Source organism: Bacillus sp. FSL R5-0712 (assembly GCF_038593285.1).
GTDB lineage: Bacteria > Bacillota > Bacilli > Bacillales > Bacillaceae > Bacillus > Bacillus safensis.
This window is the reverse complement of sequence record NZ_CP151981.1, coordinates 1,968,778-1,991,508: the sequence shown is the minus strand read 5'-3', so window position 1 is coordinate 1,991,508 and position 22,731 is coordinate 1,968,778. Positions and strand designations below refer to the sequence as shown.

Sequence of the window (22,731 nt, the reverse complement as noted above, 5' to 3'; positions counted from 1 at the left end):
ATTGAATATGACGGGTAAAGCTCCTTTTGTAAAGAATAGGGGCATTTTCCCATGTTGGCACATAACTTGCATAGTATAAAGTGAATGCTGATAGGGGGAATGGATATGAATCAGAAATTGTATGAACCGGCACGTCACTGGAAGGACATTGAGCTTTGGAAGGATGTACCTGAGGAAAAGTGGAACGACTGGATTTGGCAGCTGACGCATACCGTGAAAACGCTTGAGGATTTAGAAAAAATCGTAAACTTAACAGAAGAGGAACGAGAAGGGGTGAAGATTTCCACCAAAACCATTCCACTCAACATTACACCCTACTATGCCTCACTGATGAATCCAGACGATCCAAGATGTCCAATACGTATGCAATCTGTGCCAATTGCAGAAGAGCTTCATAAAACAAAATATGATCTGGAAGACCCGCTGCATGAAGATGAGGACTCACCTGTCCCAGGGCTCACGCACCGATATCCAGATCGTGTGCTGTTTCTTGTGACAAATCAGTGCTCCATGTACTGCCGTTATTGTACGAGAAGACGTTTTTCCGGCCAGATTGGTATGGGTGTGCCGAAAAAGCAGTTAGATGCTGCAATTGGATATATTAGAGAAACACCTGAGGTGCGGGATGTGTTAATTTCTGGCGGAGATGGGCTTTTAATCAATGATCAAGTGCTTGAATACATTTTGAAAAACTTACGAGATATTCCGCACGTTGAGATCATTAGGATTGGAACCCGCGCGCCGGTTGTCTTTCCGCAGCGTATTACAGATGAGCTGTGCGAGATTTTGAAAAAATATCACCCAGTTTGGCTGAACACCCATTTCAATACAAGTATTGAAATCACAAAAGAAGCAAAAGAAGCGTGCGAACGTCTTGTGAATGCCGGCGTGCCTGTAGGGAATCAGGCCGTCATCCTTGCAGGTATTAACGACAGTGTGCCGATTATGAAGAAGCTGATGCACGATCTTGTGAAGATTCGGGTCAGACCATATTATATTTATCAATGTGATTTATCTGAGGGCATTGGCCACTTTAGAACGCCGGTATCAAAAGGGCTTGAAATCATTGAGGGTTTAAGAGGACATACGAGTGGTTATGCAGTACCAAGCTTTGTTGTAGATGCGCCAGGAGGCGGAGGGAAAATTGCCTTACAGCCAAATTATTTATTATCGCAAAGCCCTGACAAAGTCGTCCTTCGTAACTTTGAAGGTGTCATCACCTCTTATCCAGAACCAGAGCATTACGTCGCAGGCCAGGCAGATGCGTATTTTAATGAAATTTATGAAGAGAAACAAGAACCGGCAATTGGTATTACCGCACTATTTGAGGATGAAGCGAGATCGTTTACGCCTGAGAATTTAAGCCGAATGAAACGTAGAGAAGCATATGAGACAAATCCTGAGCACGACACACTTAAAAACAAACGTGAGAAACGAGATGAATTAAAAGAGAAGAAATATCAAGCGCAGCTCAAAAAAGAACAAACCGTAAAGGAGGAGAAATAGCCTTGCTGACATGTGATTGGTGTGAGGAAAACAAAGCAAATGCGGAGCAGACAACAGTCTATTGGGAACTGATCACGGGCACACAATCAATTGAAATCATCGAAACGCCGTCCATTTCCTGCACGCACTGCGGGATGATCTATCAAAAGGATGAGACGGTCAAAGAGATTGAAGATCAATTAATTTTAGTGGATCAGACAAAACTTCCAGAAAAAATCTCCTACGAGGAATTAATGAGCATGGAGCGGTTATTAAAGCGAAATTACTTTGACTTTTCATCATAAGTTGTACCTCCGCCTATACAAGTCATCAAATTGCTGTATAATATAACAACAAAATAGTGTGTCGCGGAGGGAAAAACAGGTGAAGTCGTTTTACCATTATTTAATGAAGTTCAGACATCCAAAACCGAAAGATGAAATCAGCCATTTCGCAAATGCTGCGTATGAGGATCACAGCTTTCCTAAAGCTTCCACAGATTATCATGAGCTGTGCGCTTATTTAGAATTAAATGGTGATTATTTAAGCTCAATGACAACATTTGACGAAGCGTTTGAGCAATACGAAGTAGAAGTCAAAAAAAAATAACACACAACCGCTTATCCGAATGGAGAAGCGGTTTTTTCATGAGAAATAAAATGGCGTTTTGCATGGTGTGGTTGCCCATGCAGAATTCCTTGCGCCGGCATACGATACGTTAAGACCAAAAGTCGGGCAAGGGGGAGACAGAATGAAGGCGAAAGCACCAAAATATCAAGTAGGGGATATTGTCGTCGTTGTCATGTACGGCACAGTCGGAACGATTACAAAAGTCCATCAAATTGACCAGCACTATTTATATGAGGTCAATCATAATGAGGTGCTTTATTTTGAAACATCACTTCAGCTTTACGATGAGTATAGCGGAGTGATTGTCGATACAGAAAAGCTGGACATTGAATATGAGTTCCTCATTGGCGATGTTGTATATGTAAAAGATTACGGAAAAGAGCTATTTAAAATCATTGGTCATCGGACTGAAATTTGGCGCTACCTTGAAGATGGCTGGGAAGATGTCATTTACGAACTCACGAGGCTGAAAGACGGAGAGTGGCTGGAAACAGAAGAGGAAGATTTAACGCTTGTCCTAAGAAAATATGAGATGGACCAGTTTGTTCATCAGCTTCTTTTTGTGCATTACGTCGGAGAAACCTCAAAAGAGTTAGAAGAAGATATGGTCCAAACGGCTCTATTGCAGCTAGAAGAGAAACAAGAAAGCGAATCTTCACTTGAATTTCTGGCTGTATCTATAGTGGATGAGCTTCTTGATATTTATAACGATTATAAAATTCTCTATGAATTTTTCAAAGATCCAGAATATAAGGATATGATGGATTTTATTTTGGAAAGTTTACACGAACATTTTGGTTAAAGAAAGACTTGTCCTAACACGAATAAAAAATAAGGCACACAGAAAAATGCAATCACATAAAACCATCCCCTCAAGATACGGCCCATCACCTGATCAAAAGTTTCTCCATCTAATATGCTTAACCATTTCATTCTTTCAAGCCCCTTTTCTTTTTGTTTACTGCATTTATATGTATGGAATGAGCCATTATGACAAACTGTAATAAAAAACAGCCGGCGTTCATACATCATAAAAAAGGAGGCGGAATGCAATGAAAGAAGCAGATTTGGTGATTGATACAGAGGAAATTGCGGAGTTCTTCTACGTGGAGCTGATCAAAAGAGGGTACATACCTGCTGAGCTTGAAACATTTGAGCTGGCTGACATTACATTTGAATATATGCTGAAAAAAGCAATGATAGTTGAAGAAGAGGCGTGGTAGGCACTATACTTTGAAGAGATTCTGAAGAGAGAGGGAGGGGAATCCTTCGCGTGTACATCCTATTTCTTTTCATTTTATTTGGCGCCATTGCTGCGCTCATGGCATCTGGGGCTTTTCAAGATTTGGACAACCAGATCATCCTATGGTTTGAAAGCATCAGACTCCCTTTTTTAAATGATGTCATGCTGGCTTTGACGGACTTAGGCATCAGCGCGCTGCTCGTTCCAATCATGCTCATTTTTAGTGTGGTCTTGTTTATGTATAAGCGCTACTACTCTATCATGATGCTTTTTCTATTATATCTCACAGAAAAAACAATCAATCATGAATTAAAGGGGCTGTTTGCTAGAGAGCGTCCGGCCTTTGATCACCTTGTAGTTGAAACGTATTACAGCTTTCCGAGCGGACATTCGATGAATGCAGCCACAATCTACCCTTTTATTGCTTATCTATTAGTTGAAATAATCCCATGGCTGAAAGAAAGACAAAAAATCGTCTATTTGATCACAGGGCTTTGCGTTCTGGCCATTGGCATCAGCCGGATGTATATCGGGGTGCATTATTTGACAGATGTTGCAGGAGGCTTTGCGATAGGACTCGCTCTATTTCTCGTTTGTAAAAAGATTGACGAAAGATTGCCTGTCATTCGACAAAAATAGAAGAAGGAAATGGACAGATCCCAGCCAATTTTATATAAAAGGGGAGGGATTTGAATGCAATTGACGTTGAGATTTTTTCAAAAGAAACCTTCAGCATTTCACTTAACCATTTATCAGACACCTGAATATGGCGCTGCAAGCGGGCATCAGCCTGTGTACCGGACAAAGATTGGCGGCAGAACACACCTTGATGTACTGGAAAAAGCATTCTCGACATTTAATGTACATGATACAGTCCCTAATGATTACAATGCGCGGTTTATCACAACAGGTGATATTGTTGTGATTGATGATAAGAAAAAGGGGAAGTGCTATTATCAGCTCTCTCCGGCAGGGTGGAAACGCAGTGAACGACTAATGACGATAGGTTAAATAGATAATGAATGATGCCAGCTGGAGATCCAGCTGGTATTTTCTTTTTTAAGCTCGATCGTTTATAATAAATAGGATAAAATACATAGTAAACGTAAGTGGAGGCTAAAAAATGAGTGTACATATTGGAGCAGAAAAAGGACAAATTGCAGAAACGGTATTGCTGCCAGGCGATCCGCTTCGTGCGAAATATATTGCAGATACATATTTAGAAGATGTTGAGTGCTATAACGAAGTGCGCGGAATGTATGGCTATACTGGAACCTATAAAGGGAAACGTGTTTCTGTACAGGGCACTGGAATGGGCGTACCGTCTATTTCAATTTATGTGAATGAACTCATTCAAAGCTATGATGTTCAAAACTTAATTCGCGTTGGATCTTGCGGAGCCATCAAAAGAGATGTCAATGTACGTGACGTCATTTTAGCCCAGACATCATCAACAGATTCACAAATGAATCGTGTGGCTTTTGGACCGATTGATTATGCGCCATGCGCTGATTTTGGCCTGCTCAAGAAAGCCTACGACACAGCAGAAGCAAAAAATGTCGCTGTACGTGTCGGAAATGTATTTACAGCAGACCAATTTTACAATGAAAAACCACTTGAGCTCATGGCTCAATATGGTATCCTAGCGATCGAAATGGAGACAACCGCTCTTTATTCTCTTGCAGCAAAATTTGATCGAAAAGCGTTATCCATTTTGACTGTGAGTGACCACGTTCTAACAGGAGAAGAAACAACGGCTGAAGAGCGTCAAACAACGTTTGATGAAATGATCTTAATTGCGCTAGACTCCGTTTTATAATAGTATAAAGGGTGTGCTACAATGTAGCGCATCTTTATTTTTTTAGAAGAGCAAAAGGAAGGTATGTCATGAAGAAAAGCTACAAAATACTCTCAATCGCATCGATTCTTGGTTTGACAGCCGCGCTATCAGGCTGCCAGTTGCTGGATCAAAAAAGCGGTACATCTGAATCAAACAAAACAAACGAACAAAAAAACGCAGCAAGTTCATCTCCCCAGCACAACTCAAACGATAAGGCAGATTCATCGAATCAAGAGCTGACGTTAAAGAGTGAATATTTCAATGACATCAAGGTTGTGAGCGGTCTGAAAACCATTCAAAATCCTGAAAATGTGCTAGCACTTGTCAACAAAGAATATGCATTACCAGGAACCTATAAACCTTCTGATCTTGTTGTACCAAAAGTAGAATTCTCTTTTTCGGAAGATATTGAAAAGCGATATATCCGCAAAGAAGCAGCGGAAGCGCTTGAGAAGTTATTCAAAGGTGCAAAAAAGGAAAACTTCGAGCTTGCTGCAGTATCTGGCTATCGCTCCTATGACCGTCAAAAAGTCATTTTTGATAGTGAGGTCAAATTAAAAGGCAAAGAAAAAGCACAAGAAGCAGTCGCTTTACCGGGCGAAAGTGAACATCAAACAGGTTTAGCCATGGACATTTCCTCAAAAAGTGCCGGTTTTGAGATCTCTGAAAAGTTTGGTGAAACACCAGATGGCAAATGGGTGGCTAAAAACGCCTATAAATATGGCTTTATCATCCGTTATCCAAAAGGAAAAGAAGACATTACGAAATACGAATATGAGCCGTGGCATCTGCGCTATGTGGGAAAAGAAGCCGCAAAAGCGATGCATGATCATGATTTAACATTTGAAGAATACATGAACAAAGTAAAGAAAATCTAAACAAGTTAAAGGCCTCCCAGCTATTCGGGAGGCCTTCTCTTATTCTTCTTTTAAAAAAAGAACAATCCTGCTAATGCGAAGCCGGTAATGAAACCGAGGCCGATGCCATACGCTGCACCCCAGCCATAATATCCGCCCCAATAGCCAAAGCCAAAGCCTCCGCGAGACCCGCCGACTGGACGAATATAAACTTTGCGGTTTGTCACACGCTCAATGCGTCCGACGTGTACTCTGCCATTACGGTCAGTAATTCTAGCGACTTTCCCCATGTGCTGCTGACAAAGCTTGTAGTAGCGCTCCATGTTTTTCCTCCTTATGACAAAACTCTATTCACTCTTATCCTATGCGAGAGACTTCATAGAGTTTGGACAAAACATATAGGAGATTCGCTCATTTTATACGGTGCATTCAAATAGAATGTGACTTAACTGCTTTCGGTGTGCTTGAATGAGATCGTAGTGTGTTTGCAGTGTCTCGTAAAGAGAAGGCGGTATGTGTTCAGATAATTCCATCTCTGTCGGTTCCTCCTGCACCATATGTTCATCGAATGAAAGAATCTGAATGTCACGGAAGCCTGCTGCTGTTAACTGCTCCTTCCATTCTTCAAGCGACAAGAGCGAGTGAAAGCCGTAAAAATTTCGAACAGCTGCCAGCTCTTCAGGGGTAAGAGGGGCTTTTAACACAGCTTCATTTGCAATCAATTGACTGCCAGGAGCAAGCACTCGTTTGATTTCAGCTAGTGCATCAGGCAGCTTGGTAAAGCTTAAAACAGATTCACTGATGAGTAGAGAGAACGCTTGATCTGGAAAGGGCAGCTGCTCAATAGATGCCTCTAAAGCACGGATCGGCAGTTCCTCCCGTTTGAATCGCAGGTTCGCCTTTTCAATCATCAATGGATGCGTATCAATGGCCTCCACCTGATAACCTATATTTCCTAAATAGGCGGCGGTCTGTCCTGTACCGCATCCAGCGTCCAGTATTCGTGCATGAGGCGGCAGTTTTATATGCTCAATCATCGTTTTTGTTAACTCAATTCCGCCAGGATGGGCACCTGATACGCCAAAATAAGCAAGCATTTCTACATAATCACTCATATAATCCCTTCTTTCTTTATCCTGTTCCTCTCTAAAGATTATGCAATAGAGAGGCAAATGGCTTATCTTTTCAAATAGAAGTTGATCCTTTGGTTGACGGATGAAGCATCGTCCTTGATAATAATGAAAGGAGATAAAGGTGGTGTTTTTTTGAAAAAACAAATGAAGTTCGTGGTAGCCATTCTGGTGACTGCTGCACTGTCCTCAGCGATTACATTTGTGATCACAAAACAAGGTGCTGTCAGCGTCTCAGGAGACGAGAAGTTTAGTAAACTCATGGCTGCGTATACGAAGGTAAAGGATGAGTATTACGAAAAAACGGATGATCAAAAACTAGTAGATGGTGCGATCCAAGGAATGATTGCATCACTTGATGATCCATACTCTACATATATGGATCAGGAGGAAGCCGAAGGATTTAACAATACCATTTCTTCTTCATTTGAAGGAATTGGTGCACAAGTTGAAGAGAAGGATGGACAAATTTTAATTGTCGCGCCGATTAAAGGCTCTCCTGCTGAAAAAGCTGGTTTGAAACCTCATGATCATATTTTAAAAGTGGATGGAAAAAGCACCAAAGGAATGTCGGTCAATAAAGCAGTCTCTCTCATCAGAGGGAAAAAAGGAACGGATGTTAAGCTGCATCTTAACCGTCAAGGAGTCGGCAATGTAGATGTGACCATCACAAGAGACACGATTCCGCTTGAAACGGTGTATGCAAAACTCACAAAAGACAAAATAGGAGAAATCCAAATTACGTCCTTTGCTGAAACCACATCGAAAGAGCTGGATAAAGCAATTGATGACCTCGAGAAAAAAGGGGCAAAAGGTTTTGTCATTGACCTAAGAGATAATCCAGGCGGCATCATGACAGAAGCCATTGAAATGAGCAATGACTTTATTGATAAAGGGAAAGTCATCATGCAGGTTGAAGAAAAAGGGAAGAAACAAGTGTACAAGGCTGAAAAAGAACGCAAAGTCCATCAGCCGGCAGTTGTCCTTGTAAATGGCGGTTCAGCCAGCGCTGCTGAAATCATGGCGGCGGCTCTGCACCAATCTTCAGGCATTCAAATTGTGGGTGAAAAGACGTTTGGCAAAGGAACTGTTCAAAATGCGCAAAACTACAATGATGGTTCTAGTGTCAAGTTAACCATTGCAAAATGGCTGACACCAGACGGTTCTTGGATTCACAAAAAAGGTATCGAACCACAGGTGAAAGCAGCTCTCCCAAGTTATGCAAAGCTGCCGTACTTAAGCCCGAAAAAATCATATGAGCTAAATGACAACGGAGATGAAGTCAAAGCAGCTCAAAAAATGTTCCAAGCGCTCGGCTACAAAGCAAAAGCAAACGGTGAGTACGATCAAGCATTCCAGACTATCGTCAAAAGCTTCCAAACAGACAACGATCTCAAGGCAGACGGTATTCTGACAGGAGATACAACGACCGTTCTGATGACAAAGATCCAAGATAAGCTAAAGAACAACGATACACAAATGAAAAAAGCCATTGAAGTCTTGAAAAAAGAAATGAAATAAAAAAAGCAGTCCTCATCAGGGGACTGCTTTTTCTTATCCTTACACTTCGTTTGTGATTGCTTCTGTTTTTTCATGATCCTTTTCAAATAGATCATTCATGACAGAATTGGATGTGACTTTCTTTTGGAAGAATGGATTCAAAATCAAGATGACAACGACGTTTGCTAGTAAACCAAGAAAACCTTCATAAAGACCGAACGTAACTTGTGAGATATTCGCTGTAAAGGTAACGATGATTCCAACGACTAAACCGGCAATCGTTGCTTCTCTCGATTGTTTTTTCCAGAATAAGCTGATGGCAATAGCTGGGAATATTTGAACCATTCCTGAAACACCAATGAGCTGAAGCGTGACAAGTGCAGTTGGGAACAGCATTCCGAATAAAAGAGCGAGCCCGATGACGATAAACACCATCGAACGTGTAATGATGGTCAATCTTTTAGGTGACACATTCGGATGAATTAAGTCACGGTATAAATTATTGGCAAATAAATTCGATGCGCCAATGGCCATGATGGAGCATGGAATGAGGGAAGCCAGTGCAATCGTTGAATAAGCGAGTCCCTGCATCACACCGCCATATGATGTTTGAATTAAATGAAGAAGAGCAAATCTTGGATTTGTATCTTCTGGTAAGACTAAAAAAGCAATAAATCCAAGGAAGATGACCAAAATCAATACAATATTATAAAGGGGCAAAAACATGCTGTTTTTACGGATGGCATCTGCGCTTTTGGCTGTAAAAACCCCAGTTGCTGCGTGTGCCCACATAAACAAAGCAAGGGCAGAAACGCCTGAAGCAGTAATGAACCATAAAATGCCCTTAGGACCGCCTTCAGGGATCGTTAGAAGCTGAGGGGCTTCTTTGGCTAACGTGCTCATCATCGGTGTCCAGCCGTTAAAATGAATAATTGGCAGTGAAACGACCATAAACAGCATGATCACCCAAACGAGAATATCCTTAATAATGGCTGTATATGTAGGACCTTTAATACCACTGAAAAATGTATAAAGTGCGACTAAAATAAATGAAATAATAACTACTGCATTCACATTAATATAATTAGTTCCAGCGACAGTTAACGTATCTTGAATTCCGCTCAGCTGAAGACAAATATAAGGAATCAGCATAAGTACTCCAACAATCGCAATCAAACTGGATAACAGCTTGCTGTCAAACCGCTCACGTGCATAATCGGCAAGTGTTGTAAGGTTGTGATTTTTCGCAACCGTCCATAGTTTCGGTAAAAAGAAATAAGCAATAAAATAAGCTAGGACTGAATAAGGAATAGCGAAAAAAGCGACGCTTCCAGCTGTATAAGCTGTACTTGTAAGCCCTAAAAAAGTATACGCTGTATATAAGTCTGCCCCAACGAGGAACCATACGAGCAGTCCGCCAAATTTTCTTCCGCCGACAGACCATTCTTCTACTGACTGTCTTGATGATTTGTCACGACCAGCGGCAAATCCGATGACCACGACGATGAAAATAATACTTGCAGTAATCAATAAAGCTGTTAAATTTCCTTGCATTAGTCAGTTCCTCCATTTGAATGTTGCATCTTATAAATGATAAATGTGCAAATTGGTGTGAGTACAATCCATAGTAAGAGCCAGAAGTGGAAAAAGGGTAGGCCGATGACAAATGGATGAATGCGGTTCGCAAAAGGCAGCAATGCGAGCTGTCCGATGAATGGAATCGCGATTAGTAGTGCCAGCATCAATTTTTTGTTCATGATTTCCTCCTGAATATTTTGTAATTTCATAATAATAGCAGTTGTCAGATTAGATCACAAGACCATTTTCAGAAAAAACAATCATTTTGGTGAATATCATACTAATATAACGCTTTCATTCTTGAAAAAGGAGAAAGAGTGAAGTTGTAAAGAGGAGGAAGGTGAAAGAAAGTATGTAGAAATAATATTTAAAGCCAATAAAAAAGCCCCAGCATAAAGGCTGAGGCTTTGCCAATTTTTAAAGGAAATCAGATACTTCTTCGATGTCGAAACGGTTGCTTTTATGAGCTTCTTTCGCTGCTTTACCAACTGAAATCAGCATAACCGGCTCGTAGCGGCCGCTTACATTGAATTCTTTGATGTACGCGTCTTTACTGAAACCACCCATTGCACATGTATCATAGCCCATTGCTTTGGCCGCAATCATTAATTGCATAGCAGCTAATGAAGCATTTGAATACGCTGCTTCGCGTGCATATTGCTCGCTTTGGTATGCTCCATTGATTTGAGTCATCAATGTTTCTTTAATGTCTTCAGTAATGAAGCCTTGTTCAGCCAGCTCACTGTAGATTTTTTCGCCATTTTGGTTAGCTTCAAGGTCACCTAGAACAGCAATAACAGCTGATGCTTGTGATACTTGCTTTTGGTTGTAAGCGATTGGAAGTAATTTTGCTTTTGCTTCAGCACTATGGAAAACAGTGAAATGCCAATGCTGAAGGTTCCAAGCAGATGGTGCTTTTGTTGTGATTTCAAGAAGCTCGATTAACTCTTCTTTTGTCATTTCATGAGAAGTATCATACTCTTTTACTGAAGCTCTTTGTTTTAAGATGTCAATTGTTTTTTGATCGGTCGCCATATGGATATTTCCTCCCGTTTTTGCAAATAATATGGTACAATAACTAAAAAGTGAGAAACTTACTTATTGTAACTAGAGTTATTTTAAATTGTACACCGTTAGTTTGTCAAACAATCATGAAAAGAAAGGCTGAAATTTATGGAATTCCAATTATGTCCACACATTCAGCAAGCTTTTTTACTCCTAGGCAAAAGGTGGAACGGTCTCATTATACATGTATTGCTTGATGGACCAAAGCGTTTTAAAGACCTTACAGACACGATCCCGACGATCAGTCAAAAAATGCTCGCAGAGCGTTTAAAAGAGCTTGAGCAAGAAGGGATTATAGAGCGGACTGTCCTGCCTGAGACGCCTGTCAAAGTCATTTACAGTTTAACTGAAAAAGGGAATGCGTTACATGATGTGTTTCATGAGGTATCTCGGTGGGCAGGGGAGTATACAGACTCACACGGGAAAAAGGAGCAAGCCTAGTTTCAGGTTTGCCCAAACATTTTGACTCCTGATGAATATGCTGATGTTAGGCACATGACAAAGGAGGAGAAATGCATGTACCCTCATACTCCGTATTTTCGAGGCGGCGCCCCTGGCATTCCGCCATATGAATCCAGAGTCCCTTTGTTTTTTGGTTTTGGCGCTCCTTTAGTCGGCGGACTGCTTGGCGGATTTCTAGGAAGTGCGATTTTTAATTATCCCCGTCCATACTACCCGCCGCCACCGCCTGCTCCACCACCTTATGGCGGCGGATATCCACCATATTATTAAGAAAAAAGAGTAAGCCTGCTTCCGTTCTTAAAGCAGGCTTTTTATAATGGAATATCAATTTCAGAAATTCCTGGATCATCATGCTTTAAAAACATAATTTCCAAAATGCCGTCTTGATATGACGCCTTCGTTCCTTTTCGTTTCACAGCAGCAGGGAGAACGACTTTCTTCTGCGTCCCTTCTTCAGGAAAATGATCAATAAACAGCAGATTGGCTGTATGTTTGATTTTGACTTTTTCTGTGTTCGGACGAGCAAGTTCAATTTTGACAAACACATGATCAGTCGTCTCGAACACTTCGACTTCTGGCTCTTTTTCTTTTTCGACATCATTTTCTCTCGTTTTTTGATTTTGAGAAAGGGGATCCTGAAATGGGAACTGAGCAGGATAATTGGAGCCGAATACACTTTCCATGACTTGATTGACATACTGCTCAACGTCTTTAGGATCTGAATTCTTTAAGACTTCTTTTGAGAACTGCTTTTGAAAAGGGAATAATCGGTTCCAGTCGAACATGTGAATCATCCTTTCTAAATGCCCTGAATTAGTATATGCCCATTCGCCGGCGTGCGTGCTATAATATACGTTAGATTTAGAAAGGGATGGTTACATTGAACGAACAGCAATCAAAAGGTGTTCTCTACACGGCAGCATCTTTTACACTCTGGGGTTTATTCCCGTTATATTGGAAGCTGATGGAGCATATTTCGTCAGGCGAAATTTTAGCGCACAGAATTTTATGGTCATTTGTGTTTATGTGCGGTATTCTTTTGTATTTAAAACAAGTCCGCCCGGCAATGCAGACTGTGAAGGGTCTCATACTGGATGGTAAAGCATTTTTTTCATTACTTTTATCTGCTATTTTAATTTCGGTCAACTGGTATGTTTACATTTGGGCAGTCAATCATGGTCTTATGCTAGAAGCAAGTTTAGGGTACTATATTAATCCGCTTGTATCCGTTCTATTAGGCATTATTTTCTTAAAAGAACGACTAAATAAATGGCAAACCATTGCCATCCTCATTGCCGCATTTGGGGTGATCCTTTCAACAGTTCAATACGGGTCATTTCCTGTCGTTGCTTTCTTATTAGCTCTTAGCTTCGGCTTTTATGGTTTGATTAAAAAAAGGATGAGCTTCACGAGCGCGATTGGTTTGACGATTGAAACGCTGCTTCTCGCACCGGCTGCACTTGTGTACTTATTATTTTTCTTAAAAGAACCTGTCGTGACTATGAATCCTAACAGCTTCGGGTCGCTCGGTCTCTTATTTTTTGCAGGCGTTTTTACAGCCGTGCCGCTTCTTTTATTCTCAGAAGGCGCAAAAAGAATTCCTCTTTATCAAGTGGGCATTTTGCAATACATTGCACCGACAATTACGCTGTTTTTAGGGCTGTTTGTCTATCACGAACACTTATCCGCAGCTAAAATTGTGACATTCCTTTGTATTTGGGTGGCGATTTTACTGTTTACCACCTCTCAATTACGCATGAAAAAAACAGCGAATTCTCATTAAGCCAAACGAGCAGTTTGCTTTTTTTTGCAGGCGGATCATGTCATAATAAGTTGTTACCAAAACTGTAGAGGTGATCATATGTCGTCAGCTCATGAGCTTGCAGCCGCCTATCAATCTTTATGGAAAAATCGTCAGCTTGATGTTGATGATATGTCTTCTTTACACGAGGCCATATGTGATGATTTACTTGATGCACGAACACATCCGCGGGCAAGGAAACCATTACACAAAAAGTATGTGCTTGCTGTGGAGAGAATTTTAGAAAGTGAGCTTAAGCATGATCATCAGCTGCAGCTGATCAGCTTACATACGAAAAAGCTGCGAGAATTAATTCAAAATGAAGGAAGGAACCACTCATGAAACCAATTCAAACGGAAGATGTCACAGCACATCTTGAATCGTTTTTAAATCGTCCAGTCTTCGTTCATCTTGAAACGACAACTGGTTCTTATTCAGCTCATGTAAATGAACAAAATATGACGGTTGTTGCGTATATCCGCAACGCGAAAGTCGTCTATTCACAGGCGAAAATAAAAGGACAAGGTCCATACCGTGTTGGAATGAAAACAGAAGATGGCTGGATTTACGCAGAAGGATTAACCGATTATGTGTTTGATGACCAAGGCCGCCTGCTATTAGCTGGACACTTGCCAGACGGCAAACTAGCGATCTCATTACAAATTAGTGAAACACCATTTCAGGTGTAGAAGAAAGGGTGACAAGTCATGAACGAACATGTACTAGTGATGCTGCCTCACCCCGATGATGAATCTTTTGGGGTTGCTGGTCTCATTGCACAAAACAGAAAACGCGGAATTCCCGTCACATATGCATGCGGGACACTTGGAGAAATGGGCAGAAATATGGGAAGTCCAACATATGCGAACCGTGAAACACTTCCTGAATTAAGAAAACAGGAATTAATCAATGCCTGCAAAGAAATGGATATCACAGACTTACGTATGCTTGGCCTGCGTGATAAAACATTGGAATTTGAAGACGACGAGTATTTGGCAGATGTGATGGAAACCATCATTGATGAAGTCAAACCGACACTCATTGTGACGTTTTATCCAGGACACGGTGTACATCCTGATCATGATGCGACAGGTGAAGCTGTGATTCGTGCTCTTTACCGCAAGAAAAAAGAAGACCGTCCTGTCACATACTGCATGGCCATTACGAAGAATAGAGAAGAAGTCCTTGGACATGCGGATATTGTGATTGATATTACAGATGTTGCAGATATCAAATTAAATGCACTGAGAGCGCATAGAACGCAAACAGAGGGCATGCTGAGAGAGCTTGAACAAAAGCTGAAAAACAAAGAACCAGTTGTCCAAAAATGGTTTGATGAAGAAATTTTCTGGACGTATCAATGGAATGACTAAACAAAAAAGCAGCTGATCTATGTCAGCTGCTTTTTTGTGTTGTATTTAGTGATTCGATACATGCCTGAGTTGACGTTTTTGAATCAATCTGAGACGGATAAAGAGGACGATAGCGCCTGCGGCAAGCCCGGCAATCAGTCCGATCCAATAACCAAACGCCCCAAAGGAGGTATATGTGCCAATGAGATAACCGGCAGGAAGACCGATGACCCAGTAAGAGACAAAAGCAGCAATCAGCGTATAATTCACATCTTTATAGCCGCGCAGAGCCCCTTGAATAGGTGCAGCAATCGCATCTGACAGCTGGAAAAAGATCGCGTAAATCAAAAAGTGCTGTGTCATTTGTAAAACAGCTGATTCAGCTGTATATAAACCAGCGATCTCTGGTCTGAATAGCAAGATGAGGGCGGCCGTACATAATGAGAATAATACCGCCGTTCCAATGCCGATATAGCTGTAGCTTTGCGCGTCTTTATACCTCTTAGCCCCCGCTTCAAACCCAACAACGATCGTTAATGCCATTGAGATACTAAGCGGTAAAATATAAAGAATAGAAGCAAAGTTCATCGCTGCTTGGTGACTGGCGATAGTAATGGTATCAAAGTGCCCCATTAATAGGGTCACTGCTGCAAAGATACTCGTTTCAAAAAAGATCGCAAACCCGATAGGAAGGCCAATTTTCAGTATTTGCCCTATACGGGAGATATTCATTCGAGGCAGTTTTTGAAACAAACGAAATGAGGCAAATGGTTCTGCTTTAATGACAATACAAATACTCATGATGAAAATCGCCCAATACGTCATTGCAGATGCAAGACCGGCACCCGCGCCCCCAAGCTTTGGAAAGCCAAAATTCCCAAAAATAAATACGTAATTTAAAACAAAGTTAATAGGAAGTGCTGTGAGCGTGATGAACATTGTCACACGTGTTTTCCCTAATGCATCAATAAATGACCTTAGCACCGAATAACCAAACAGCGGAATGATGCCAAAAGCAAGAAAGCTGAGGAAATGCCGGGCAATATCCTCTACAGAGTGCTCGAGTCCAAGTCCTCCGAGTATGTAAGGAACGCTGATCGTACCAATGACAATTACAGCGATACTTAAAAGAAAGGACAAATAGATCGCCTGAAAGACAGCCCGGGGAACATCATCTTTATGCCCAGCGCCCATCAGCTGAGCCACAATCGGAGTAACGGCCATCAAAATCCCGGCAAGTCCCGTATAAACAGGTGTCCAAATACTAGAACCGATCGCAACACCCGCAAGGTCTTCTGCACTCACTTTTCCAGACATCACCGTATCTAAAAAGGTAATAAGCGAAAGACCTGCTTGGGTGATTAAAATCGGAATCAAAATGGTTAAAAATAGTGTCAGCTTTGCTCGAATGCTATTCGTTTCTCTCATCATAAGTTCCTCTCTGAACAGAAATAACGAGAGGAATTATATCATGCTATGTAAAAAAATCAATTCTCCGTCGGATTATTTTTCTTAGATGGCTTCGTTTTTTTAAACATTTGGGCATAAATAAAAGAAAGACTGACAACACCTAAAATGCTGCAAGCATATTGGATGATTTTCTGAATGGTCATATTAAGCTCACCTCCATACAAATAGAATGTGCACAATTTGCTATTTTATAACAACAAGCGAAAGAAGGGGGGAAAAGATCAGATGATCCATCGGACGAACGAAGAAGTGATATTTAAAGCCGGGATGAGAACACATTTAATGAACATTATGAAGGATGCAAGTGACATCATTGATTCTCTTGATGAAACAGAGCAGTGTTTACTTTGTGATCTCGAAGCATTGCATGATCAGTTTAATGAAATGCATGCAGAGGCCTCGTCGTTTTATTTACAAGCGTATATGGAAGAATTCACACCAGGATTTGCTCAATTTTCTTTAGCCATTGAGAATTTATCAAAACAAAAGCATGGAGCACTCATTGTGATCCAAAGACGCGATGAGGTTGAGGATTTTATTCAAAAAGGGACAAACCTTCATGCGAAAATTAGCGCTTCCTTAATAGAAAGCATTTTCTATCCGGGAAATCCACTGCATGATGGTGCTCTTTTAGTCAAAGAAAATACACTTGTTTCTGCTGCAAATGTGCTGCCGCTTACATCGAAAAAAGTGAGCCCGTCGCTCGGCACAAGGCATAGAGCAGCGATCGGACTCTCTGGTATGACCGATGCACTTGTTCTTGTCGTATCAGAAGAAACGGGAAAAATGTCGTTTGCGAAAGAAGGCGTGCTTTACCCGCTTACCGTAAAAGATCCGGAAATAAGAAAATAAAAACGAACGCTGCATTCTTCATTCGGAAGGATGCTTTTTTATTTGCGGAGAAAAATCGACCAATTAAGTAAAAAGTCATTTGATACAGAAAAATTTGTCATGTAGAATAGAACTATGAAACTAGCAGTGTGCTTGTTTTGACAAATTTCTAAACGTCAACTTAAAAATTCCTTAAAAAATGTTTATAAATACAACAAACAGCCGATAGAAACGATATGGCTTTGTTTTTTAGCATTTTGAGTTGGCTGCTTTAGCCTATTTGTTATTGCCCAACGTCTTCATGTCGAGTAATATAATAGAAATAAAGATAAAATAGTGCAAGAGAAGCAGAACCATTAAATGCTAAACTCAAAACTAGTACATAAGTCTTAATGGACCAAATTACGAAAGGCGGAGATTTCTTTATGAAGAAAAAAGTAGTAACCGGCCTCACAGTTTCAGCGATCGCTGGCTCAGCTGTGTTTGCTGCACCGGCAGAAGCACAGACGATCAAGGTGAAAAGCGGTGACTCACTTTGGAAGATTGCCGAACAGTACAATACAACTATTTCGGAGCTTCAATCTCTTAATCAATTAAAAACGACAATGATTTTTGCAGGGCAAAGCTTAAAAATTCCTGGTGAAAAAAGCAAGAAATCCAGTTCGTCAACAGGGTCAAAAGCAAAGAAATCAAGTGCTTCAACGACTTCCAGCTATACTGTAAAGCTTGGGGATTCTTTATGGCTGATTGCAAAAAATCATAAAATGTCAGTTGCAAGCTTAAAAAGCCTAAACAGCTTAAACAGCGACTTGATTCGTCCTGGTCAAAAGCTAAAGGTATCTGGCAGCACGAAGACGAGCGGAAGCCAGTCATCAAATTCAAACTCATCTTCAAACTCCAGCTCAAGCAATAAAACAACGAACTCAAATAGTTCATCGTCTTCAAGTACATACAAGGTCAAATTAGGGGATTCTCTTTGGAAAATTGCGAATTCGCTAAATATGTCGATTGGTGAAATCAAAACATTGAACGGATTAAAATCTGATATGATTTATCCGAATCAAGTATTGAAAGTAAAAGGGACGGCTGCATCAAAACCAAGTCAGTCAAAACCTACTAAACCAAGCAATTCAAATAGTAACCAGTCTTCTAGCGGGAAAACAACCTCTTATACTGTAAAATCAGGCGATTCGTTATGGAAAATTGCGAATCAATTCAAAGTACAGGTTCAATCCATCCGCACAGCCAACAGCTTGAAAAGTGATGTGCTTAGAATTGGACAAGTATTAAAAATTAATGGTGCAGCTTCCGGCTCAACTGGATCGAACGGTTCTACGTCTAACGGTTCAACAACTCCAGTCAACAATAACAAAAACGATGTACCAATGAACGCAAAGATCACGACAATGATTCAAGAGGGGAAAAAGCTGACAGGCGTTCCTTACAGATGGGGCGGTAATACACCAGCAGGATTTGACTGCAGCGGCTTTGTTTACTATCTCATTAACAAAGTTTCATCTGTATCCAGATTAAGCACAGCTGGCTACTGGAATATGATGACTCCTGTAAGCACACCACAAGTTGGAGATTTTGTTTATTTTACAACGTACAAAGCAGGCCCTTCTCATATGGGACTATACCTTGGCGGAGGAAATTTCCTTCATGCAAGTGACAATGGAGTAGGAATTTCGAACTTAAGTAACCCATATTGGAAAAAAGCCTACTTAGGTGCAAAACGTTTCTTCTAAAAAAAGCCGATTTTCGGCTTTTTTTGTTTGCCCGCTGCTGTGATTGTCCATACTGATAACAAAAGGGGGCAGTCATAAATGAAAAAGTCAGTGTGGATGATCATGATATGTTTGATCTTTACCGCATCAGCATGTCATGCACCGCCAAAAAAAGAAACGACAGAAGAAACAAGCGAAGTTTCAGCACATAAACAAGCACCAGTCACGACGTCACTCATAAACGAAAGCGGGCAAAAAATAGGAAGCATTGAAATAAGAGAGTCCTCAGAAAATGGGCTGGATCTGCATGTGAAAGCGAAAGGGCTGCCGCCAGGTCCTCACGGTTTTCATATTCATGAAACAGGAATATGTGAAACGCCAGATTTTGAAACGGCAGGAGCTCACTTTAATCCAACCCATAGAGAGCATGGTTTTGACAATCCAAAGGGGCACCATGCTGGAGATATGCCTAATTTAGAGGTAGGAGCAGATGGACAAATTGATGTGGTTGTGAACGTACCAGATGTGACGTTAAAGGGAGGCCCAAATCAATTAATCGATCAAAATGGGCGAAGCTTTATCATTCATGCAGAAGCAGATGATTATTTAAGTAACCCTTCTGGAAACTCAGGGAAACGCATCGCTTGCGGATCAATCACAAAAGAAATGGTAAAATAACAGAAGTCTAACCTTTATGTATTGAGTGCATAAAGGTTTTTTTAGTATACTTGGTGAGGAAAATGATCGAAGAGAGGAATTAATCATACATGTTTAACGAACAATCACTCCCAGAAGAAATTCAAGCAATGATTGAAGCAAAAGCAAAAGGGCTGGAAGAAGAATTTCGTCCACTTATTGGAACAGGCGGCTATGAATCACAGGATACTTCTATCATTCAAGATGCCATGATTGCATTAGCACTAGGAAAAAACGTTCTTTTAAAGGGGCCGACGGGCTCAGGTAAAACCAAACTAGCAGAAACATTATCCGCTTTCTTTCAGCAGCCGATGCACAGTGTGAACTGCTCGGTTGATCTTGATGCTGAAAGCTTGATTGGCTATAAAACCATTCACAATGATGGTCAGGTGGCTTCGATTGAATTCATTGAAGGGCCTGTGACAAAAGCAATGAAAAAAGGCCATCTTTTATATATTGATGAAATCAACATGGCGAAGCCAGAAACACTTCCTATTTTAAATGGTGTACTCGACTACAGAAAAATGATGACAAACCCATTTACAGGTGAGGTTGTTCGAGCAGAAGAAGGCTTTGGCGTCATTGCGGCAATCAATGAAGGATATGTCGGCACAGTGCCTCTAAATGAAGCGTTAAAAAACCGTTTTGTTGTCATTGACGTTCCATATATCGGCGGCGGTATCCTGAAAGATGTACTGCAATCTCAATCTGTTTTAAAGGATGAGCGGTTAATTGATCAATTCGTTCAGCTCTCATCAGACCTCATTACACAAGCTCATAACGGACAGGTGAGTGAAGAAGCAGCATCCATCCGTGCACTCCTGGATACTTGTGATCTTGCGCAGTACATCCCGCCGCTTCGTGCCGTTGAACGAGGCATTGTTGAAAAGCTGGAAGATGACCGGGAAAAAGCAGCGGTAAGAAATATCGCTCAAACATTATTCGAGTGAGGTTCTGACTTTTGAAATTCATTAAATTTAATGACAGCAGAATCGATTCATTTTTATTTATGGAATTAACGGATTTAGCCAAAACGTTAGCAAAAAGTGATGATGTCGAGCTTGAATACGGTGTACAGTCCTACTATGAACCGTTTGAAAAGAAAATTTTCATCAGTCATTTTTGGGATGATCGTAAACAAGAAGATATGCTAGCAGGGCTGAAAAGTGATGTGTTCCTTCGTGCAGTAGGCACGGTTTATAGTGATCTTACGGTATTTCAGGAGATCATTCGCTTTGCTCATACATTATCCATTCCTGATGTATGTAAACAATTGTTTATGCTGTTTGAAGATATCCGGATCGAAGAGCGGATTAAACATGACCGCCCAGGAACAAAAAAGGTATTTAAACGAAGAAGAGAGCTGTACCGGCGTCACTTTAAGACACAATTAACGATTAACCAAGAACGAAGTATTTTAACAGATGCACTCTTTTGTGCGATTTATGTGAAGCTGACAGCTGATTCTCCGCTCGAAGAGATTCCGCCTCTTCATGAGCAGATCAACCCGATGATTCCGTTTATTGAGTCAAGTCTTGAACGTGTGTATGATGCGGGTTCAACAGCAGACATCGCAGTTATTGTAAAAGAATTAATGGAAGGCTTCGATGAGCTTCTTGAAAAGGATATGCTGAATACGTACTTTTTCTTCCCTGAATTGGACTATGAACAAGCGGCAAAAGAACCGCTGTTCCATGATTTAAAAAGAAAACCTAAATTAAGTGAGGACATTAAAGTCGACCGTGAAAAAGAAGGCGATGAAGACATTCACCAAGAGTATATGGAAGTGTGGCATCGAGAAACCGAAGCGCCATCCAAAAGCTTCCTTCAATTTGATTTAGAGCACGGCGGTAAAAGTGATCTTGGTAAGGATGCGGCAAGAGAAGGTGATGACGGAGATCAGGCACTCGGAACTGTCCAGGGCTCTGCAAAGCAAACACACCGAAAAGATTATTCAAAGCTTGAAGCGCTGGAAGAGGCTGAAGGTGAAGAAAGCGGGTCAGATGGTTATGAGAATGGAAAAGAAAACAAATATGCGTTTCCAGTCATGATTTCACCAGATCCTCCTAAGCCAGAACAAATCGATGCATACAAGCAGCATGCGAAGGAAATTGAGCCTTATCAGAAACGCTTAAAACAAATGATCCAAAAAACACTTGAACATAAAAAATCATGGCCTAAAACAGACCTTCATGCAGGACGTCTCAGTAAAAAGCTGATTCGCTACTTTACAGAGTCTAACCCGCGTCTTTTCTATAAAAAACAGGCACCGTCTTCTCAGATTGATGCTGTTTTCACCTTATTAGTAGACTGTTCAGCGAGCATGTTTGACAAGATGGATGAGACGAAAAAAGGCATTGTTCTCTTTCATGAAGCGTTAAAATCCGTGCAAGTCCCACATCAAATTGTTGGGTTTTGGGAAGATACAAACGACGCAACAGAAACAAGTCAGCCAAACTACTTCAACACAGTTGTGTCGTTCAAAGATTCTCTATTTGATGCAGGGCCTTCTATTATGTCTCTTGAGCCAGAAGAGGATAACCGGGATGGCTATGCGATTCGCCAAATGACAAAGATGATTTTAAAGAGAAGAGAAGAACAAAAGTTTCTGATTGTCTTTTCAGACGGAGAGCCAGCTGCGTTCAGCTACGAACAAAATGGGATTGTCGATACGCATGAAGCAGTTCTTGAAGCGAGGAAAAAGGGCATTGAGGTGATCAATGTGTTTTTATCCAATTCGCCGATAGAAGAAGCACAGATGAAAACCATTCAAGATATGTACGGCAAGTTCAGCATTTTTGTACCAGATGTCGATACATTGCCAGATGTTTTATATCCATTACTGAAGAAACTGCTGCATAAAAGCATTGGGGCATAAGCTTTTGCCCCTTTCTTCAAATTATTTTTCGGAATGATTTAAATTTTTTGTTTTTCTGTGAATTTTTTATCTTTAATTGAACAAAGAATGTAGAAAGTAATCCAAAACAGTGGTAGAATATTATTGGAAGCGTTTTATTACATAAATTTGGTCATTGTGTTCTGGAAGTTATATCGAGATAGTGTT

At 40.8% G+C, this 22,731-nt stretch carries 29 protein-coding genes; 21 read left to right on the top strand and 8 right to left on the bottom strand.

Annotated elements, in window-relative coordinates:
- Nucleotides 1-105 precede the first annotated feature (105 nt).
- The 9 genes from ablA to NSU11_RS09835 all read left to right on the top strand — a co-directional run bounded on the left by ablA (nucleotide 106) and on the right by NSU11_RS09835 (nucleotide 6,076).
- Nucleotides 106-1,506: a lysine 2,3-aminomutase gene (ablA, locus tag NSU11_RS09875; RefSeq protein WP_024428317.1), complete on the top strand. Its 1,401-nt coding sequence runs from the start codon at nucleotides 106-108 to the stop codon at nucleotides 1,504-1,506.
- 2 nt (nucleotides 1,507-1,508) lie between these two features.
- Nucleotides 1,509-1,790, top strand: a complete 282-nt coding sequence (locus NSU11_RS09870) for a YokU family protein (RefSeq protein ID WP_024422710.1) — start codon at nucleotides 1,509-1,511, stop codon at nucleotides 1,788-1,790.
- 79 nt (nucleotides 1,791-1,869) lie between these two features.
- Entirely contained in the window at nucleotides 1,870-2,094 is a 225-nt protein-coding gene (locus NSU11_RS09865) for a YozE family protein (protein ID WP_024422709.1), read from the top strand.
- 142 nt (nucleotides 2,095-2,236) lie between these two features.
- A complete protein-coding gene (locus NSU11_RS09860) occupies nucleotides 2,237-2,917 on the top strand; it encodes a hypothetical protein (protein WP_024422708.1) in 681 nt (226 codons plus the stop codon).
- Between the two features lie 250 nt (nucleotides 2,918-3,167).
- Complete coding sequence (locus NSU11_RS09855; RefSeq protein ID WP_065214722.1) at nucleotides 3,168-3,338, top strand: YozD family protein; 171 nt, start codon at nucleotides 3,168-3,170, stop codon at nucleotides 3,336-3,338.
- A 50-nt stretch (nucleotides 3,339-3,388) separates the two neighbouring features.
- Entirely contained in the window at nucleotides 3,389-3,997 is a 609-nt protein-coding gene (locus NSU11_RS09850; RefSeq protein WP_213405097.1) for a phosphatase PAP2 family protein, read from the top strand.
- A 54-nt stretch (nucleotides 3,998-4,051) separates the two neighbouring features.
- Nucleotides 4,052-4,369: a hypothetical protein gene (locus tag NSU11_RS09845; protein ID WP_024422706.1), complete on the top strand. Its 318-nt coding sequence runs from the start codon at nucleotides 4,052-4,054 to the stop codon at nucleotides 4,367-4,369.
- Nucleotides 4,370-4,481: 112 nt separating this feature from the next.
- A complete protein-coding gene (gene deoD / locus NSU11_RS09840) occupies nucleotides 4,482-5,177 on the top strand; it encodes a purine-nucleoside phosphorylase (RefSeq protein ID WP_012010274.1) in 696 nt (231 codons plus the stop codon).
- Between the two features lie 68 nt (nucleotides 5,178-5,245).
- A complete protein-coding gene (locus NSU11_RS09835; protein ID WP_024422705.1) occupies nucleotides 5,246-6,076 on the top strand; it encodes a M15 family metallopeptidase in 831 nt (276 codons plus the stop codon).
- A gap of 50 nt (nucleotides 6,077-6,126) precedes the next feature.
- On the opposite strand, the gene NSU11_RS09830 is transcribed toward NSU11_RS09835, so the two are convergent.
- Together NSU11_RS09830 and NSU11_RS09825 are read right to left on the bottom strand one after the other, a co-directional pair.
- Nucleotides 6,127-6,378: a hypothetical protein gene (locus NSU11_RS09830; RefSeq protein WP_024422704.1), complete on the bottom strand. Its 252-nt coding sequence runs from the start codon at nucleotides 6,376-6,378 to the stop codon at nucleotides 6,127-6,129.
- Between the two features lie 93 nt (nucleotides 6,379-6,471).
- Entirely contained in the window at nucleotides 6,472-7,170 is a 699-nt protein-coding gene (locus NSU11_RS09825) for a class I SAM-dependent methyltransferase (RefSeq protein WP_024422703.1), read from the bottom strand.
- A gap of 150 nt (nucleotides 7,171-7,320) precedes the next feature.
- On the opposite strand from NSU11_RS09825, the gene NSU11_RS09820 reads away from it, so the two are divergent.
- Nucleotides 7,321-8,706 (top strand): S41 family peptidase, encoded by a 1,386-nt coding sequence (locus NSU11_RS09820; protein ID WP_073205967.1) that lies wholly within the window; start codon nucleotides 7,321-7,323, stop codon nucleotides 8,704-8,706.
- Between the two features lie 39 nt (nucleotides 8,707-8,745).
- Here NSU11_RS09820 and NSU11_RS09815 read toward each other — a convergent pair whose 3' ends face one another.
- The 3 genes from NSU11_RS09815 to NSU11_RS09805 all read right to left on the bottom strand — a co-directional run bounded on the left by NSU11_RS09815 (nucleotide 8,746) and on the right by NSU11_RS09805 (nucleotide 11,298).
- Nucleotides 8,746-10,239 carry a sodium:solute symporter gene (locus NSU11_RS09815; RefSeq protein ID WP_073205966.1) on the bottom strand — a complete coding sequence of 498 codons (1,494 nt, stop codon included), beginning with the start codon at nucleotides 10,237-10,239 and terminating at the stop codon, nucleotides 8,746-8,748.
- The gene (locus NSU11_RS09810) at nucleotides 10,239-10,442 is read right to left on the bottom strand and encodes a DUF3311 domain-containing protein (RefSeq protein WP_024422700.1); all 204 of its coding nucleotides are present in this window, start codon (nucleotides 10,440-10,442) and stop codon (nucleotides 10,239-10,241) included. The genes NSU11_RS09815 and NSU11_RS09810 overlap by 1 nt, the downstream gene beginning before the upstream one ends.
- A gap of 238 nt (nucleotides 10,443-10,680) precedes the next feature.
- Nucleotides 10,681-11,298: a nitroreductase family protein gene (locus NSU11_RS09805; RefSeq protein ID WP_024422699.1), complete on the bottom strand. Its 618-nt coding sequence runs from the start codon at nucleotides 11,296-11,298 to the stop codon at nucleotides 10,681-10,683.
- A gap of 138 nt (nucleotides 11,299-11,436) precedes the next feature.
- Between NSU11_RS09805 and NSU11_RS09800 the strand changes: the two genes are divergently transcribed.
- The gene (locus NSU11_RS09800) at nucleotides 11,437-11,769 is read left to right on the top strand and encodes a winged helix-turn-helix transcriptional regulator (protein ID WP_024422698.1); all 333 of its coding nucleotides are present in this window, start codon (nucleotides 11,437-11,439) and stop codon (nucleotides 11,767-11,769) included.
- Nucleotides 11,770-11,844: 75 nt separating this feature from the next.
- Complete coding sequence (locus tag NSU11_RS09795; protein WP_034660939.1) at nucleotides 11,845-12,060, top strand: hypothetical protein; 216 nt, start codon at nucleotides 11,845-11,847, stop codon at nucleotides 12,058-12,060.
- A 41-nt stretch (nucleotides 12,061-12,101) separates the two neighbouring features.
- Here NSU11_RS09795 and NSU11_RS09790 read toward each other — a convergent pair whose 3' ends face one another.
- A complete protein-coding gene (locus NSU11_RS09790; protein ID WP_024422696.1) occupies nucleotides 12,102-12,575 on the bottom strand; it encodes an Hsp20/alpha crystallin family protein in 474 nt (157 codons plus the stop codon).
- Between the two features lie 86 nt (nucleotides 12,576-12,661).
- On the opposite strand from NSU11_RS09790, the gene rarD reads away from it, so the two are divergent.
- The 4 genes from rarD (at nucleotide 12,662) to bshB2 (ending at nucleotide 14,964) form a co-directional block, all read left to right on the top strand.
- A complete protein-coding gene (gene rarD / locus NSU11_RS09785) occupies nucleotides 12,662-13,573 on the top strand; it encodes an EamA family transporter RarD (RefSeq protein WP_029705997.1) in 912 nt (303 codons plus the stop codon).
- Nucleotides 13,574-13,651: 78 nt separating this feature from the next.
- Complete coding sequence (locus NSU11_RS09780) at nucleotides 13,652-13,933, top strand: hypothetical protein (RefSeq protein ID WP_024422694.1); 282 nt, start codon at nucleotides 13,652-13,654, stop codon at nucleotides 13,931-13,933.
- Nucleotides 13,930-14,280 (top strand): YojF family protein, encoded by a 351-nt coding sequence (locus NSU11_RS09775; protein ID WP_008359999.1) that lies wholly within the window; start codon nucleotides 13,930-13,932, stop codon nucleotides 14,278-14,280. Before NSU11_RS09780 ends, NSU11_RS09775 begins: the two co-directional genes overlap by 4 nt.
- A gap of 18 nt (nucleotides 14,281-14,298) precedes the next feature.
- Nucleotides 14,299-14,964 (top strand): bacillithiol biosynthesis deacetylase BshB2, encoded by a 666-nt coding sequence (gene bshB2 / locus NSU11_RS09770; RefSeq protein WP_342493568.1) that lies wholly within the window; start codon nucleotides 14,299-14,301, stop codon nucleotides 14,962-14,964.
- Between the two features lie 45 nt (nucleotides 14,965-15,009).
- Here the strand turns inward: bshB2 and NSU11_RS09765 are convergent, their stop codons facing one another.
- On the bottom strand, nucleotides 15,010-16,371 hold the full coding sequence (locus NSU11_RS09765; RefSeq protein ID WP_024422692.1) for an MATE family efflux transporter: 1,362 nt from the start codon (nucleotides 16,369-16,371) through the stop codon (nucleotides 15,010-15,012).
- Between the two features lie 59 nt (nucleotides 16,372-16,430).
- Nucleotides 16,431-16,556 (bottom strand): hypothetical protein, encoded by a 126-nt coding sequence (locus NSU11_RS09760; RefSeq protein ID WP_008359993.1) that lies wholly within the window; start codon nucleotides 16,554-16,556, stop codon nucleotides 16,431-16,433.
- Nucleotides 16,557-16,638: 82 nt separating this feature from the next.
- Between NSU11_RS09760 and cdaS the strand changes: the two genes are divergently transcribed.
- From cdaS to NSU11_RS09735, 5 genes are all read left to right on the top strand, one after another.
- Complete coding sequence (cdaS, locus tag NSU11_RS09755) at nucleotides 16,639-17,265, top strand: sporulation-specific diadenylate cyclase CdaS (protein WP_024422691.1); 627 nt, start codon at nucleotides 16,639-16,641, stop codon at nucleotides 17,263-17,265.
- A gap of 404 nt (nucleotides 17,266-17,669) precedes the next feature.
- Complete coding sequence (locus NSU11_RS09750) at nucleotides 17,670-18,992, top strand: LysM peptidoglycan-binding domain-containing protein (RefSeq protein ID WP_342493567.1); 1,323 nt, start codon at nucleotides 17,670-17,672, stop codon at nucleotides 18,990-18,992.
- A 78-nt stretch (nucleotides 18,993-19,070) separates the two neighbouring features.
- Nucleotides 19,071-19,649: a superoxide dismutase family protein gene (locus tag NSU11_RS09745; protein WP_073205963.1), complete on the top strand. Its 579-nt coding sequence runs from the start codon at nucleotides 19,071-19,073 to the stop codon at nucleotides 19,647-19,649.
- An 89-nt stretch (nucleotides 19,650-19,738) separates the two neighbouring features.
- On the top strand, nucleotides 19,739-20,617 hold the full coding sequence (locus NSU11_RS09740; protein WP_024422689.1) for a MoxR family ATPase: 879 nt from the start codon (nucleotides 19,739-19,741) through the stop codon (nucleotides 20,615-20,617).
- Between the two features lie 11 nt (nucleotides 20,618-20,628).
- Nucleotides 20,629-22,545 (top strand): VWA domain-containing protein, encoded by a 1,917-nt coding sequence (locus NSU11_RS09735; RefSeq protein WP_024422688.1) that lies wholly within the window; start codon nucleotides 20,629-20,631, stop codon nucleotides 22,543-22,545.
- Nucleotides 22,546-22,731 lie beyond the last annotated feature (186 nt).

Bases quoted from the DNA above. Each gene is read 5' to 3' on its own strand.
- NSU11_RS09825 (WP_024422703.1), bottom strand. From the start codon at position 7,170: ATGAGTGATTATGTAGAAATGCTTGCTTATTTTGGCGTATCAGGTGCC.
- NSU11_RS09845 (WP_024422706.1), top strand. From the start codon at position 4,052: ATGCAATTGACGTTGAGATTTTTTCAAAAGAAACCTTCAGCATTTCAC.
- ablA (WP_024428317.1), top strand. From the start codon at position 106: ATGAATCAGAAATTGTATGAACCGGCACGTCACTGGAAGGACATTGAG.
- NSU11_RS09800 (WP_024422698.1), top strand. From the start codon at position 11,437: ATGGAATTCCAATTATGTCCACACATTCAGCAAGCTTTTTTACTCCTA.
- NSU11_RS09815 (WP_073205966.1), bottom strand. From the start codon at position 10,239: ATGCAAGGAAATTTAACAGCTTTATTGATTACTGCAAGTATTATTTTC.
- NSU11_RS09750 (WP_342493567.1), top strand. From the start codon at position 17,670: ATGAAGAAAAAAGTAGTAACCGGCCTCACAGTTTCAGCGATCGCTGGC.
- NSU11_RS09830 (WP_024422704.1), bottom strand. From the start codon at position 6,378: ATGGAGCGCTACTACAAGCTTTGTCAGCAGCACATGGGGAAAGTCGCT.
- deoD (WP_012010274.1), top strand. From the start codon at position 4,482: ATGAGTGTACATATTGGAGCAGAAAAAGGACAAATTGCAGAAACGGTA.
- NSU11_RS09805 (WP_024422699.1), bottom strand. From the start codon at position 11,298: ATGGCGACCGATCAAAAAACAATTGACATCTTAAAACAAAGAGCTTCA.
- NSU11_RS09760 (WP_008359993.1), bottom strand. From the start codon at position 16,556: ATGACCATTCAGAAAATCATCCAATATGCTTGCAGCATTTTAGGTGTT.
- NSU11_RS09740 (WP_024422689.1), top strand. From the start codon at position 19,739: ATGTTTAACGAACAATCACTCCCAGAAGAAATTCAAGCAATGATTGAA.
- NSU11_RS09835 (WP_024422705.1), top strand. From the start codon at position 5,246: ATGAAGAAAAGCTACAAAATACTCTCAATCGCATCGATTCTTGGTTTG.
- NSU11_RS09780 (WP_024422694.1), top strand. From the start codon at position 13,652: ATGTCGTCAGCTCATGAGCTTGCAGCCGCCTATCAATCTTTATGGAAA.
- NSU11_RS09810 (WP_024422700.1), bottom strand. From the start codon at position 10,442: ATGAACAAAAAATTGATGCTGGCACTACTAATCGCGATTCCATTCATC.
- cdaS (WP_024422691.1), top strand. From the start codon at position 16,639: ATGATCCATCGGACGAACGAAGAAGTGATATTTAAAGCCGGGATGAGA.
- NSU11_RS09860 (WP_024422708.1), top strand. From the start codon at position 2,237: ATGAAGGCGAAAGCACCAAAATATCAAGTAGGGGATATTGTCGTCGTT.
- NSU11_RS09745 (WP_073205963.1), top strand. From the start codon at position 19,071: ATGAAAAAGTCAGTGTGGATGATCATGATATGTTTGATCTTTACCGCA.
- NSU11_RS09855 (WP_065214722.1), top strand. From the start codon at position 3,168: ATGAAAGAAGCAGATTTGGTGATTGATACAGAGGAAATTGCGGAGTTC.
- bshB2 (WP_342493568.1), top strand. From the start codon at position 14,299: ATGAACGAACATGTACTAGTGATGCTGCCTCACCCCGATGATGAATCT.
- NSU11_RS09795 (WP_034660939.1), top strand. From the start codon at position 11,845: ATGTACCCTCATACTCCGTATTTTCGAGGCGGCGCCCCTGGCATTCCG.
- NSU11_RS09765 (WP_024422692.1), bottom strand. From the start codon at position 16,371: ATGAGAGAAACGAATAGCATTCGAGCAAAGCTGACACTATTTTTAACC.
- NSU11_RS09775 (WP_008359999.1), top strand. From the start codon at position 13,930: ATGAAACCAATTCAAACGGAAGATGTCACAGCACATCTTGAATCGTTT.
- NSU11_RS09790 (WP_024422696.1), bottom strand. From the start codon at position 12,575: ATGTTCGACTGGAACCGATTATTCCCTTTTCAAAAGCAGTTCTCAAAA.
- rarD (WP_029705997.1), top strand. From the start codon at position 12,662: ATGGTTACATTGAACGAACAGCAATCAAAAGGTGTTCTCTACACGGCA.